The sequence below is a fragment of the Leptospira mayottensis 200901116 genome (assembly GCF_000306675.2).
GTDB classification, from domain to species: domain Bacteria; phylum Spirochaetota; class Leptospiria; order Leptospirales; family Leptospiraceae; genus Leptospira; species Leptospira mayottensis.
Genome location: NZ_CP024871.1, coordinates 1,288,376 through 1,302,513, shown reverse-complemented (window position 1 = coordinate 1,302,513; position 14,138 = coordinate 1,288,376). Strand labels below are relative to the sequence as shown.

Below are 14,138 nucleotides of genomic sequence, written 5' to 3'. Positions count from 1 at the left end.
TAGGAATTCGATCTTGTCTACAAAAGCTCGTACTTACTTATATAACAAATCTCGAAAAAACTTTTCACAATCTCAAAATTTTTCAGATTCAAGTTCAGAGTTTATACTTTAAACTTTTTCCGAACGAAAATTTTTCTAAATTCCAATTCCCAAAATTCAAATACGAGCTTTTTTAAGGTCAACTTTATACAACTTCGACAACGATAAGAGTCAAATCGTCCTGTATCGGCTCTCCTTGCAGGAATAGATTTAAGTCTTTTTGAACTTTGGAAATTTGATCTTCGGGATTCAAAGAAGAGGATAAAACAATCGAACTTAAAAACCTCGCTTCGCCGAATTCGTTTTTAGTCGCATTAAATTGTTCGTAAATCCCGTCCGTAAAAAAATAAATTCGGTCGCCCGATTTTAATTTTACTTTTTCGGTATAATATACAAAGTCTTTCTTAAGTCCGAGAATCGCCCCGGTTTTATGAAAGAGATCCGTCTTTCCTTCTCTCAAAAGGATCTGAGGCGGATGGCCCGCGGACGAATACTCCAAAGTATGATTCTTTACATTTATGTCCGCGACGACGCAGGTGAGATACAATGTTTTAAATTTTTCAAGAATAACTGCATTCAATTCTCCTAATAGAGAAGAAGGATTTTTCTGGATCTTTTTTAGATGTTCATATTCGCTCTTGATTGCCATAGTAATTAAAGCGGCCTGAACTCCGTGTCCTGTCGCATCCGCCACGAAAAATCTGTAAACTCCGGGACGAATTTCGAAAAGATCGTAAAAATCCCCTCCGACCTCGTCCATAGGTTGGTAAGAAACCGAATAAAAAATTCCCGAAAGAACCGGATGTTCCGGTAAAATACTACGTTGGATCTTTTTGGAATACAGAAGATCTTTCCGTATAATCTCCAAAGATTGCATCAGCTCTTGTGTACGAAGTTCCACCTTCTTTTCCAGCTCGGCGTTTAAACTTGTGATATCTTCATATAGTTTAGCATTTTCTAATGAAATTGCAGCTTGTGAAGATAAGATTTCAAGGATTTCCAACTTACGTTCGTCGAATACGTCATAAGTGAGTCTGTTTTCCAGATAAAGAACACTCAAAATTCTTCCTTGTTTCGTGATAGGCAGACAAAGAAGAGATTTCGGTTGTTTCGTTCCGATATAAGAATTCAAAGAATGCGGAGACTCTTTAGAGGAAGTATTGTTTAGAAGTATTCTTTGTCCCGAACGATAACAATAATAGACGATTTCAATCGGTAGCAACTCCGTAGCGTAGTCCAAAATCAGAGATTTAGGAAGGATATCCTCTCTTTCGATATCCTGTCCCGTTTCCACATACAAACCGTCTTTTCTGGGAAGTATCAGAAATCCTCGAGTCGCTCCTGCGTTTTCCATGATTGTTCGCATTAATTTCTTTAGAAGTTCGTCTTGCTCTATAATTTCAGAAATGGATTGAGAAGACTTTAAAACGCTTCTAAAATCCAGTTTTTCGGCGGACTTCAGGATCGTATCCCAAAGAGCTTCTTCTCTCATACGGAGAAGGATTCCCACATCCTCCTCGTGCTGCCTCATCGCCTGAATTTGATTCGCCTTCACGGCAGCGCCCCAGGTTCTATATTGTCTTTCCGAAACCTTTAAAAGATAATTTGCGTAATGTTTTCTCCCCCTTTCAAGTTCCCATACACCCGCGTGTTCGTGAACGATCGCTTTTCTAAGATTACCTTCGTTTTCCTGAAGAGAAGATAGTGCCAGTTCGTAGAACATCTCCGCCTTAGCAAAATCCTTTTTATATCTATTATATTCCGCTTTTAGAATATAATAGTAAGATTGAAAATTATTGGGAAAAGTTTTCGACCAAACTTTGAACAAGGAGATTGATCTTTTGATAAAGAATAATTCCGACCAACTTAGCCTCCTTTTCGATTCGCTAGAGCGAATCAAGTGAAGAGATTTATAGAATCTGTATTCGGAATATATAAAAATCGTTCTGGACCTTTCTAGATCGTTTGCAAATTTCTCGAAAATTCCCAATCCTTCTTTCCATTCCCCGCTAAGATAAGTTTCCTTTCCTCTCAGGACCGCATACCAAGCGTTTGCAGTTCCATTTGCATTCGGCACTAGAACTTCCTGTTCGAAAATTTCCGCGGATATCTCCCGATCCCTATAAACCACGTTTTGCTTGGAAGGATTTCCCAGACTTCGGATTAAAAAATCAGAACTCGCGACAACTATATAAACGGTCTCATAACCTAGTTGCTCCCCCCGCTTTGCGTCTTTAATTAGAGTTTCATGATACGATTCGGATGTATCCGAAGAATACAGATGATAAATAGAATGCGAGATCAAAGAAAACGCGGCCCAAAGATAATCTCCGTATTGTATACTTTTTTCGTACGCCTCGTCCGCAAGTAAGACCAATTTGGAAAAAGGGTGCCTATAGAAATCGAGGAGCATATTCTTTCCGAACAGATATCTACCACGAACGCGATCCGCATTGAAAATCTGAATGATATATTCGCCGAGATCCCAGTATCGAAGTGTGGTTTTAAAATTTCCAGTCACCACGAAAAGAAGAGAACCGAATCCGGCATAACCGAAAAAACTTACCGGAGAATTTCCCTCCTTTAGAGTGATGTTCATCAATTTTAAAAACAGGAATACGAACAACTTACCGTCGGAATGTTTTCCGTAATTCAACATATTCGTAAGGATGTTGATGGTTTCTATTTTATAAGGATCTTGATTTTTTTTCGCTTCCCGCAATTGTTCCGGACTCCTACCTCTTTGATAGTAAATCATCTTTAGGAATTCGAAGATAAGAACTATGATTCCTGGTTTTTCCGGAAATCCTACGTCCAAAGACTGAAGTGCTTTTAAACCGACTTTGTAGGCTCCTTCAAGATCGTTCTTTGCGTTCATCACTTCCAATTGCATGAGATAAACGTCGACGATTTCGATCCGATCTTGCAATCGAGAAAGCAAAACTTGAACCGCATCCTCCGCTTCGAGGGTTTTAGAAAGGAAATATGCGGACTCTGCAAAAGACTTATAAATTTGAACGCATTGCTCCTTTCTATCCTTCCAAGATTCTTCTGTGATCTTTTTTCTCAGAAGAGCGAAAAGGTTATAGGCGGTGTTAAACGCCGCGGCAAGTTTGGCCGAATTTCCTGCGAGAATGATATAATGGTTGAAGATCTCGATTTCTTCTTTAGAACTTAGAATTTTTTGGGATTTGATCAGGTGGTTTGCAATCTCCGGAATCCGTTCTTGTTTGGAAGAAAGTCGATCCGATTCAATCAAAAGCCAGCCGAGGTTTTTATGAATTTCAACTCTTTGGTCCGGTGCGATCGATTCCCCAATCACCTGATTGATCTTATCATGAGAAAAACGAAACGTGATTCCTTCGAAAACCCTATTCTTATCCAGTTCTTCCGTATTCCCTTTTTTTAATATTTGTAAAACCGGATAAAGGCTTACCTGTGATTCCTGATATATGATGATTCCTTGTTTGATACATTCCCTAATTCCAGTTTCGACGATCTCCGGAGTATCTTGAAAATACCGGTACAAAATTCCCAAATCAAAAAGATTTCCCACACACGCCGCTACCTTTAGAAATTTTTGTGTATCCTCCGGAAGTCTCGTAATCTCTTCTGTGAGAAGATCCAAAACGTTTTCGGTCACGGTTTTTTTGATAATCTGATCCCAATCCAGACTCCAAATCCCCGAACTCTTCTGATATCGTATAAAGGATTCCGTATAAAGCGTATTGAAAAACTGATTGAGAAAAAATGGATTCCCGTTTGTTTTTTGATAAAGAATTTCGGTGAGTTTTTCCGAGTCTTCCTCTTTCAAATCCAAACTATCCATCACATAACTTCGAATCATAGTTTGATCAAGAGGATTCAAAGAAATCTCTTGAAGAAGAATTTCCGAATTCAAAATACTTTCCCGAAAAGAGTTTAAGAAATCGGAATATTCTTCCTCGTTCCTAGAAATAAATACGAACAACATTCCTTCCCATTCGGTCTGTTTGGATATGAACTCGATGAGAGCAAGGGACGCAGGATCGGCCCATTGAATATCGTCTAATATAAGTAATGCGGGATTACGTCTGTTGAAACAAACGGATAAAAATCTTAGGATTACGATGAATAAAAATTGGTCGTCCTTTTGACTCTGATGTTCCGACGGAACGGGAAAAATTTCTGTCAGATTTTCGATCTCAGGTATAAGTTGGGCCAAAAGTTGAATATTACCTCCGAGTTTCTCCTGAATTTTCTTTCGAAAGGACTGGATTTCGTATTCGGATTGGGTTAAAAGATGATTGGATAATTCGACTAAAACCTGCCTGAGAGCAAAATAAGGAATCCCCTTTTTATCTTCCTCGAACTTTCCTTTAAAACTTCGTAATGTATTTAATTCTTTAGAAAGAATCGCGTCCTGAATCAAGGAAGTTTTTCCGGTTCCCGACTTTCCCTTGATCAGAATGGATGCTTTTACTCCGGAATAAACGGAAGAAATCGCTTCCTCTATGATTTCCCTTTCCTTGTCCCTTCCGTACAACTTTTCGGAGATTCGGAACTTATCCTTTTTTTCGGTAAAACCGGGAATAAATTCTAGAATGCTTCTTTGAGACCGAATGGAATCGTAAAGAATCCGCAAATCGCAGAGTAAAGTTTCCAACGAGAAATATCTTTCCTCGGGCATTTTGGAAAGTAATTTCATCACGAGGCTTGAGATCGGAACCGGAATTTCTTTTCTTTTTTCGGATACCGGAACGGGAACGCGGGCGATGTGGGAATGTATGATTTCCAACGGATCGTCGGATTCAAAAGGAGGCTTACCGGTCAAAAGCCAATAGAACAAAGCCCCGATGGAATAGCCGTCCGATCGAAAATCCACGGAGCGATTGAGCTTTCCCGTTCGTTCCGGCGAACAATAAGCGAGTAACGTGGATGAAATTTGTAAAGGGGCAAGATTTCCTTTTTCTCCTATAAGTAAAGAAGAGGAGCCGAGCCAAGCAAGAACGGAGGTTTTCGTACCAACATCGTAAAAAAAGGAATTAGGACCAATCTGATTGTGAAGAACCCCCTGCGAATGTAAATGAACCACATTTTCCGTGACCGAAAGTGCAATTTGAAGACATTCTTCTACGGCTAACGAACCGACCTCAGATATATAATCCGACAGAAGAACACTTTCCAGATTTTCATAGACGAGGCAGTATTTATCTTGAATCCTTAATATACGTTCGGGCTTTAAGATATGGTCATCGGAAATCAGCTTTCCAATCTCATACTCGTTTAAAAAGTAGAAAGAATCTTCTTTTTTAGTTTTTTCTTTCTGAATTCTAAGAATTTTTGTTTCCGATTCCCCCTTTAAGATCCCTCTGTAAACCGTAGAAACGTGATCTTGTAGTAGGATTTCGTTCGTTTGAAAGGTGGTCAGATCCGTTCGAATTGACATTTTTTATTTTCTAGTCTTTGCAAATAAATAAACGTAATACGCATCCGCTATAAAAACCAATACACCCAAACATAAAACGAAATATTCTTTCGGGAAATAGAGAAACAAAAATAACGTAAAGAATACAGTTCCTAAAAATTTACACCATGCGACCGGATAGGAAAATAACCTGTTATCATTCATCGAAAGAAACAAAACCGGATACATACCCGAAATGAATAGGTTCAGAATATATGCGGAATTGGACCCGGTAAATAGGTCGTAACGATTGACATAATAAGTATAGATCAAGGCTCCCCAAGAAAGTAGTAAGACCAGGAGTAAAAATCTATATTCTGATATACTAATGGAAATTTTGAACTGTTTTTGACCGAATCTATATATGTTGTAAAAGATCAGAACGTCCAAAAGGAACGCGATCTTATAACCCCAATTCAAAACGATCCCCATGTCCTCTTGAATGACAAAACCCCAGAGAAATTCCCAGACGATATTACCGCAAGCGATGAAAACTGGCATCTCTACGAATTGTTTACGATTCGAGTCCACGATCAATGCGAAGTAAACGTACGCCCATAAGATCACTCCCGAAAATAAAAAGATATTTTCAAGAAGAGTAAACCTTCCCAGATAATAAGGATCAGTTAGGAACTTTTCCCAGAATCCCATTAACTACACTCCCCAGTTTCCCTTCAGAGAAGGCGGAATTTCGAATTTTGCCTTTTTATCTTTGTAATAGAAGTTGTCCATTCCTAAGATAAGCTTTGATGAAAAATGAGAGACGAGCCTTTGGAAATGATCGTTTTCACTTAAGGTTTCATCAAAGTCCAACATGATTTTTTCTATGATCCCACCTAACACTTCCTTCTCTTTCCAAGGAAGTCCCAGAATCTCGCAGTTTTCTTTCCCCAAATAGTTTTGAAGGAAATACAACGGTATTCCGTCCAATAGGTTTCCAGGCAGCATATATTCCATAAAATCCAAAAGTGATTTTGCGAGAATTTTTCCGGCCTCAGATTCTTTTCTTTGATCTTGAAAGATAGAGAGTCCGAGTGCATAAGAATTTTCGTAATTGTCCGGAGACAATTCGGGAATCACTCCTAAAATATGTCCCACAACTTTCCACAGGTGAATGTACGAATTTTTTTCCTCTTCGCTTAACGTAATTCCGGAAAGCACAAGCCCTTCCAAAATCAAACTCGAAAAGGATTGTAAGGTGCCCGCCATGTCTTGTTGATTGATAGGTTTGCCCCATTCCTCTTTCCATCTTCCCGATTCGATTATAAAATGACGAATCGACGCGTGCATGAGCCTTATTTTTTGTGCGACTCGAATTCCCTCTCCTCCGTTGGAAAGTCCTCCTTCCTGTAAAACGGATACGACGAACTGTGTCGTTTCCATCAGTCTTCTAAATACTTTTTGTGTGGAACCGTTCTCTTCCACGAGTCTTCCCGTATGAACAAGAACCTCTGCTCCGTTGCCGCAAGTATATGCCATTGGTAAAGATTTACAGCAAAGAATCATAAGGATCTGAGGTCCATACGTAGCGAAGATCTGTTCCGCAATCCGGATCTTCTTAAAATCGGTCCATTCGGGAAGCACATTCGTCTTTTCAAAGTATTCCTTAAAGTAAGAAGGAAACGACGACGGTATAGGCCCGAAGTTTTGCGTTAGTATATTGAATAAAACTAAACTTTTCAGTTTTTCTTTTTCGTCGGATTGAAAATAATCCTGAATGACCTGGTCCGCATAAACGTCGGTTACGGATCTATATTTTGTAAAGTTTTGCATTCAACGTTCCCCATTCGAGTCACAAAGTTTACGAAACCTCCGAAATGTGAAAAGAAAAATAACTTTTCAGAATTCTAAATCTGAAAAGAGTTTACCGATGCAAAAATATAAACTCCCTTCTTTGTTCGGCTTTAAAATTTCACTTCTGATCGTATTTGTAAGTCCTTTGTTAGGCGTGGGAATCTTCCAACCCTCCCACAACACCCGATACGCTGGAATGGCGGGAGTCAATCTTGCAATCGGCGGTTCTCCGATGGACGTAGCGACCAATCCCGCAAATCTCACACGAAGTCAAAAAGGCGGTCTTGAATTCGGAATCGGCCTTCCCTACATTCGCTCCAAATATACGGATCAACTTACGGATACGAATCTGGAAACCACGTATAGTAATTCTCAAAATTATAATATTCTTGCGCCCTTGCCCTACTTCGGCCTGAACATTCCGATCACGGATCGATTGAACTACGGAGCGGGGATTTATGTTCCAGGAGGGGGAAGCGGCCATGTAAATGGAATTCTCAGAGTGACTCCCAACGGCCAATCTCTGAGAGATTGGTCCGGTTTGGATATTCCGGGACCGATTGGGGACTCAAGAAAAATCAAAGAAGATCTGTCGACCACTTTTTATGTCGTAAAGATGACGAACGCGCTCGCGTATCGGCTCGGAAATCTTTCAGTGGGTCTTGGAATCGAAACGATCTATTCCAAACAAATCGCTTATCAAAAACTTTATGATATCACTCATACTCTGGAAATTCCGGGTCAGGGTTTCGATTATAGGAGTCGGAACGCGTATTCTATGGGGGCTATATTCGGACTTTCTTATACATTCACAGAGCAACTTCGGATTGCGTATTCTTATCAGGCCAGAAATATCCTTCCTTTGGATGGAGGAATGCAAATAGGAATCAATGACGCAAATCATTATAGAAGGACAGGAGTATCCGCCACTTTTAATCTCCCCGAAAAACACGGGCTCGGTTTTTCCTTCGGTGGAGAATACTTACGGGTCGGTCTGGATTTTCTTTATTACAATTACAATTCCTACAATCAAACGTTTAAACAGACATTGGAAGACCCTTGGTTTCCGACCTTTTTCGGAAAGACAAATACGATCTCTCAAAATATCGCCTATCACGATTCCTGGGCCGCTGCAATCGGTCTTGAATACAAAACGGATTTTTTTGTGTACAGAGGAGGTTACCGTTACAACACAGGGGTAGTGAGATCGGAAGGGATAAGCGCCTTACAGGCCGGCATCATGGTTCAACAACTCTCGACTCTGGGGATCAGTTTTCTTTTAGACAAATGGAGCATCGACCTAGCGGTTAATTATTTGTTCTCCAGAAAAATAATCGCAAATCAAGGAAACGATTGGGCGGTATTGCATTCAGTGTTCGGTCCGAACGATATTCGAGTTCTAAATTATTCCCAGTCTTTGCAATCGGATGTACCTGCGATCTTACTCGGAGCTTCCTACCGATTTGATTGAAAGAAAAGTCCCGAGTAAATTTATAAAGGACTTATCGTAACCTTTCGTTTCCGTTTCGAAAAGATCTTTTTTGAATGTGAGTTTCGAAGTAAGAAATCGAAAAAATATATTCGCTTAGAACCACAATAGGTTTTGAGCCTGTCTCAAAACCTGAAGAGAAATCAGTTACAATTTCGTTGAGTCAATTCGTAATAAAACGTAGGAGTTCCCGCAGATTACCACCCTCTTAATGTTATAGACTTTCAAACAGAAACAGACTTTATTATCGTTTAAGCTCGATAGTTTTAGACAAGCTCTTTGTAAAAAAACGCAAACCCTACCTTAACATGAGTTAGGCGCAAGAAATCCATTTTTCTGAAACAAGTTGGAATATAAACTTTGTAAATCTATTCTTAGAATGTGGAAACTACCGCAAATCACGATTTTATTAACAAATTCTAAAGTTGCAGGAACTTTTATTTTTATAAAATTCTTTCTTATTTCCTTACGCCGAGTTCACGTTATGTGTTATGTTATTTTCCTAGGAAAAAAATTCAGTCCTTTCGACCAAAACCGATTAGATCGTGTAATCTTCAACGTAAACCTTTACCTTTTTGAAACGGATATGTACCGTCTCGCCGGGAAGCAAGTTGAGAGATTGGAACTCCGAAGAATTGAGTTGTGATTCCAGGATCGAACCCGTATCCAAACGTTTTAGATCGATCTTTACGGTTCTACCGGTTGAGTGAATATATTGAATTTCCGCGGGAATCGTTTGAGCTTCGATAGGTGCTCTCAAAATTTCCACGTCGTAAGGACGTACATAACCGACTGCGGACGCGCTTTCAATTTCGGAATGTTCGGGAGTGTCCACCTTAATTTCTCCGAGCTGCGTTTGACCACCTTGCACTCTACCGTGAAAGAGATTCACATCGCCTAAAAAGTGAAACACGAAAGAATTTTTAGGATGATTGTAAACTTCGTCCGGAGTTCCGACCTGTTCAATCTTGCCGGAATTTAAAATGACCACCTTATCCGAAACCTCCAACGCCTCTTCCTGGTCGTGGGTTACAAAGACACTCGTGATATGAATTTCGTCGTGAAGGCGCCTGAGCCAGTTCCTCAGCTCCTTTCTGACTTTTGCATCCAGAGCTCCGAACGGTTCGTCTAACAATAAAAAACGAGGTTCTATCGCCAACGCTCTAGCGAGCGCGATCCTTTGTCTTTGACCTCCGGAAAGTTCGGAAGGATAACGGTTGTGAAAATTTTCAAGTTGAACGAGCTTTAAAAGACTCATCACCTTGTCTCGGATCGCTTCTTTACTCGGTCTTTCTGATCTTTTTCTTACCTCAAGACCGAAAGAGATATTTTCAAAAATCGTCATGTGTCTAAAAAGCGCGTAGTGTTGGAATACGAAACCCACACCCCTATCTTTTGCATTTTTTTTACTGACTTCCAGACCTTCAAAGATCACCTGGCCTTCGTCCGCGTCCTCAAGTCCCGCGATAATTCTAAGTAAAGTAGTTTTACCGGAACCAGAAGGACCAAGTAAAGCGACCAACTCTCCCGCGGGAACTTCCAAAGAAAGACGATTGATAGCGGTAAAATTTTGGAATCGTTTTACTAGATTCTTAACTTCGATACCCATCTATACCTCCTCTTGAAGCAATTCTTCTTTTCTGGTAATTTTGATTTTACTTTCCAAGATCTGTTTTGCAACTAGGGTGACTAAAGATAAAAAAACGAGAAGAGAGGCCGCGGAAAAAGCGGCCACCGAATTGTATTCATTGTAGAGAACTTCAATCTGTAAAGGCAATGTGTTTGTTTGTCCTCGGATATGACCGGAAAGAACGGAGACGGCCCCGAATTCCCCCATCGCTCTTGCGTTGCAAAGAATGATTCCGTATAACAACCCGTATTTGATTCCGGGCGTTACGATTTTAAAGAACACTTTGGTCGGGGAAGCTCCTAAAAGAAGTCCCGCCTCCTCTTCTTCAATTCCGGTCGAATCGAGTAAGGGAATGAGTTCTCTCGAAACGAAAGGAAGGGTGATAAAAACGGTCGCGATAACAAGCCCCGGAATGTTGAACACGATTTTGATGTCCATTTTTTCTAACCAAGGCCCAAACCAACCTTGTCTTCCGAAAAGAAGAATGAAGATCAAACCGGAGATCACGGGGGAAACGGAAAACGGAGAATCTATGATCGTAAGAAGCCAACTCTTTCCTGGAAATTCGAAACGGGTCAATGAAAATGCGGAAACAATTCCGAAGACCGTATTCAAAGGCACCGCAATCGAAACCACCAAAAGAGTCAGCTTGAGAGCAGACACGGTATCGGGCTCCTGAATTCCTTCCAAGTAAGCTCGAAAGCCTTTCGAAAACGCCTCGTGAAAGACCGTATAGATAGGAAGGATCAAAATCAATCCGGTCAGAAAAAAGACCGCTCCGATAAGAATACTTCGAACGAGTAAAGATTCCTGTCTCATCCCTTTCTCCTTGCGGCAATCGTCTGAATAATATTAATACACAATAATATACTAAAAGAGATTACGAGCATGACGAACGCGATTCCGGTTGCCTCCTCGTATTCGTATTGTTCTAACTTCGTGACGATGAGCAAAGGTAGAATTTCCGTTTTACCCGGAAGGTTTCCCGAAATGAAAACGACAGAACCGTATTCTCCGATTCCTCTCGCAAATGCCATTGCAGCTCCCGTAACGAGCGAAGGAAAGAGTTCCGGAAAAATCACTTTTCTAAAAATCTGCCAACGATTGGCACCTAAACAATACGCGGATTCTTCAAGTTCTTTCGGAAATTCCTCCAAAACGGGTTGAACCGTTCTTACGACAAAAGGAAAACCTATGAATACGAGGGCGATCACGATTCCGACCGGAGTATATGCGATCTTGATTCCGTAAGGTTCGAAAAGTTTTCCGATGACTCCGTTCGGAGCATAAATTGCAGTGAGCGCGATTCCGGCAACTGCGGTCGGTAATGTAAAAGGAAGATCCACAAGAGAGTCGAGCAAGGATTTTCCGGGAAAACGATAACGGACCAAAACCCATGCGAACAAAAATCCGATGAACAGATTGATGATCGCCGCAACGGCTCCAGCTCCGAAACTTAAGTAAAGGGCGGCTAAAATTCTCTCATGGGTAAGAAGTTTCCAAAAACCTTCCCAACCGATCCCGGAACTTTTCAGAAAAAGAGCGCCCAACGGAATGATGACAATCAAACTTAGGTATGTGATCGTAACACCTAACGTAATACCGAAAGCGGTTTTTCCGTAGGGCTTGGTCCTAAAATTTAAAGTAGACACGATTTTTCTATTCGAACTTAAGAGTTCTTTTATTTAGTCTTGGCCGTAATCTGATCGAAGATCGCACCGTCCGCAAAATGTATTTCCTGGGCCTTCTTCCAGGAACCGGCAACGTCTCGAATCGTGAACAGTTTCAAATTTTTGAATAAACTCTTATATTTGGAGGCGATCTTCTTATCCGTAGGTCGATAGAAATGATTCGCGATCGTTTCCTGGCCTTCCGGAGTATATAAAAATTTCAAATAACTCTCGGCGACTTTAAGAGTATTGTGTTTTTCCGCATTTTTCGTGACGACCGCTACGGAAGGTTCGGCTAAAATACTCACAGATGGAAATACGATTTCAACGTCCTTTGCGGTTCCTTGGAGCGCCAAATGAGCCTCGTTTTCCCAAGAGATGAGAACGTCTCCGATCCCTCTTTGAATAAACGTAGTTAAGGAACCTCTTGCACCCGAATCCAAAACGAGAACATTCGCATAAAGACTTTTTACAAAGGCTTTTGCTTTTTCTTCCGACCTGTATTTTTCTTTCGCGTAACCCCAGGCCGCGAGATAATTCCAACGCGCCCCGCCTCCGGTTTTAGGATTTGGCGCAATCACTCCGATTCCCGGTTTCACAAGATCATCCCAATCCTTGATTCCTTTTGGATTTCCTTTTCTGACCAAAAATACGATCGTAGAAGTATAAGGGGAACTTTGATGGGGAAGCAAATTCTCCCAATCAGTAGAAAGAAGTTTCGTTTTTTCCGCAATTGCTTCGATATCGTGAGCAAGCGCCAAGGTTACTACATCCGCTTCCAATCCGTCGATAACGGCCCTTGCTTGTTTACCGGAACCTCCGTGAGATTGGTGGATGACTAAGTCTTCTCCGGTTTGTTTTTTCCAATGTGCAATGAAGAGTTTATTGATCTGAGAATACAATTCCCGAGTCGGATCGTAGGAAACGTTCAAAAGTTTGGTTTCTGAAAACAATGAAAACGAAACAAAGAACAATACAATCCATGTTCTTAAAGATTTGAATTTCATTTCGATCTCTCCCTGGGCAAATCCTACAACAAAGTGAAAAAAAATCTAATTTATTAGATAATTTGATCCAATATTCTTAAATCTCCTCTAAAAGTAAAGAAATTTGTAAGCTTTTAGATCAAGGATTGTTTCATGTAAGAACTCAAACATTTCAGAGTCTACCCCAAACTTTAAAAGCAACTGAGTTCAGTGTGGGAAGATTCATTTTTCTGAAAAAAGTTGGAATCTAAACTTTACAGATCGATTTCTAAAGTGCGGATACCGCAAATTACCATTTTACGAACAAATTCTAAAATTGTAGGAACTCATACTTTTAGAAAATTCTTTCTCATTTTATTACTTCGAACTCACGTTAAAATCAAGTCCGTAATAAGACGTAGGAGTATTGCGGGATCGAAATCATTGGAATTCGCTTTAACAAATATTTTCCGAAATCGTATTTCAATGATCTATAACCTGACATTTTCCTGTTTTACTCTTTCCATTTCCTGCGTTAGGGATATGCAAGGCACGACGAGAAACCTGAAATAGCGCCCACAAATATCAAAGATAAGATAACGACTAAGAAAATAGTAAGTGTGATGACAAAGCAGGGCGAAACGAATTTGCCTGATATATTTGGCAATTGGGCAGGCACGAAAAGTGCATATCGTATTTTTCAAATCAGAAAGTATCTAATGATAAAATACTATCTCCACATAGCCAATCAACAAAGAAACGAACTCAAAAACAAGAAACAGCATTAAGCGACACAACGGAAATTTATTATAGAAAAATGGATCAAGTTAAAGGTTTGGGACCGATAAACTCAGGGACGACTTTGCATCCATTGATAGCGTTTACGACTGATGGAATCTCTTTAGAAATATTGAACTTAAAAATGTGGTCACGGACAAAGTTAGGCGCAACCAAACTCAGGACAGAAGAAAAACGTCCATAGAACATATGGACCTGTTCCTCATCGGCTTTATGTTTAAATTACTTACGAAAACCTGACTTGTGGGTAAGGTTTTATGGCTCTTTATGAATCGCTCATCTTAGTTGCGCTAAGAGCCTTCGAGCA

At 40.3% G+C, this 14,138-nt stretch carries 8 protein-coding genes and 1 pseudogene; 2 read left to right on the top strand and 7 right to left on the bottom strand.

Going from position 1 to position 14,138, the window contains the following annotated elements; genetic code table 11:
- Positions 1-184: 184 nt before the first annotated feature.
- Genes LEP1GSC190_RS05775 through LEP1GSC190_RS05765 form a run of 3 tightly spaced genes read right to left on the bottom strand, consistent with a single transcriptional unit; the run spans position 185 to position 7,258 of the window.
- Positions 185-5,467 carry a trifunctional serine/threonine-protein kinase/ATP-binding protein/SpoIIE family protein phosphatase gene (locus LEP1GSC190_RS05775; protein WP_004280052.1) on the bottom strand — a complete coding sequence of 1,761 codons (5,283 nt, stop codon included), beginning with the start codon at positions 5,465-5,467 and terminating at the stop codon, positions 185-187.
- 3 nt (positions 5,468-5,470) lie between these two features.
- Positions 5,471-6,136 (bottom strand): transmembrane-type terpene cyclase, encoded by a 666-nt coding sequence (locus LEP1GSC190_RS05770; protein ID WP_002760777.1) that lies wholly within the window; start codon positions 6,134-6,136, stop codon positions 5,471-5,473.
- 3 nt (positions 6,137-6,139) lie between these two features.
- Positions 6,140-7,258, bottom strand: a complete 1,119-nt coding sequence (locus LEP1GSC190_RS05765) for an oxygenase MpaB family protein (protein ID WP_004280925.1) — start codon at positions 7,256-7,258, stop codon at positions 6,140-6,142.
- A 97-nt stretch (positions 7,259-7,355) separates the two neighbouring features.
- On the opposite strand from LEP1GSC190_RS05765, the gene LEP1GSC190_RS05760 reads away from it, so the two are divergent.
- Positions 7,356-8,750 carry an OmpP1/FadL family transporter gene (locus LEP1GSC190_RS05760; protein WP_051066322.1) on the top strand — a complete coding sequence of 465 codons (1,395 nt, stop codon included), beginning with the start codon at positions 7,356-7,358 and terminating at the stop codon, positions 8,748-8,750.
- 556 nt (positions 8,751-9,306) lie between these two features.
- Here LEP1GSC190_RS05760 and LEP1GSC190_RS05755 read toward each other — a convergent pair.
- From LEP1GSC190_RS05755 to LEP1GSC190_RS05740, 4 genes are read right to left on the bottom strand one after another with little or no spacing between them, the layout of a single operon-like run.
- Complete coding sequence (locus LEP1GSC190_RS05755) at positions 9,307-10,377, bottom strand: sulfate/molybdate ABC transporter ATP-binding protein (protein WP_002760631.1); 1,071 nt, start codon at positions 10,375-10,377, stop codon at positions 9,307-9,309.
- Positions 10,378-11,217: a sulfate ABC transporter permease subunit CysW gene (gene cysW / locus LEP1GSC190_RS05750; protein WP_002760627.1), complete on the bottom strand. Its 840-nt coding sequence runs from the start codon at positions 11,215-11,217 to the stop codon at positions 10,378-10,380.
- Positions 11,214-12,050, bottom strand: a complete 837-nt coding sequence (cysT, locus tag LEP1GSC190_RS05745; RefSeq protein WP_002760759.1) for a sulfate ABC transporter permease subunit CysT — start codon at positions 12,048-12,050, stop codon at positions 11,214-11,216. Before cysT ends, cysW begins: the two co-directional genes overlap by 4 nt.
- Positions 12,051-12,079: 29 nt before the next feature.
- The gene (locus LEP1GSC190_RS05740; protein WP_004280176.1) at positions 12,080-13,075 is read right to left on the bottom strand and encodes a sulfate ABC transporter substrate-binding protein; all 996 of its coding nucleotides are present in this window, start codon (positions 13,073-13,075) and stop codon (positions 12,080-12,082) included.
- Between the two features lie 563 nt (positions 13,076-13,638).
- Here LEP1GSC190_RS05740 and LEP1GSC190_RS20565 point away from each other — a divergent pair.
- Positions 13,639-14,017 (top strand): annotated as a pseudogene (locus tag LEP1GSC190_RS20565) (IS4 family transposase); the annotation flags it as partial.
- Positions 14,018-14,138 lie beyond the last annotated feature (121 nt).

What these genes read in the sequence shown, in the direction of transcription:
- LEP1GSC190_RS05740 (WP_004280176.1), bottom strand. Translation starts at nt 13,075, where the DNA reads ATGAAATTCAAATCTTTAAGAACATGGATTGTATTGTTCTTTGTTTCG.
- LEP1GSC190_RS05775 (WP_004280052.1), bottom strand. Translation starts at nt 5,467, where the DNA reads ATGTCAATTCGAACGGATCTGACCACCTTTCAAACGAACGAAATCCTA.
- cysW (WP_002760627.1), bottom strand. Translation starts at nt 11,217, where the DNA reads ATGAGACAGGAATCTTTACTCGTTCGAAGTATTCTTATCGGAGCGGTC.
- LEP1GSC190_RS05760 (WP_051066322.1), top strand. Translation starts at nt 7,356, where the DNA reads ATGCAAAAATATAAACTCCCTTCTTTGTTCGGCTTTAAAATTTCACTT.
- LEP1GSC190_RS05770 (WP_002760777.1), bottom strand. Translation starts at nt 6,136, where the DNA reads ATGGGATTCTGGGAAAAGTTCCTAACTGATCCTTATTATCTGGGAAGG.
- LEP1GSC190_RS05765 (WP_004280925.1), bottom strand. Translation starts at nt 7,258, where the DNA reads ATGCAAAACTTTACAAAATATAGATCCGTAACCGACGTTTATGCGGAC.
- LEP1GSC190_RS05755 (WP_002760631.1), bottom strand. Translation starts at nt 10,377, where the DNA reads ATGGGTATCGAAGTTAAGAATCTAGTAAAACGATTCCAAAATTTTACC.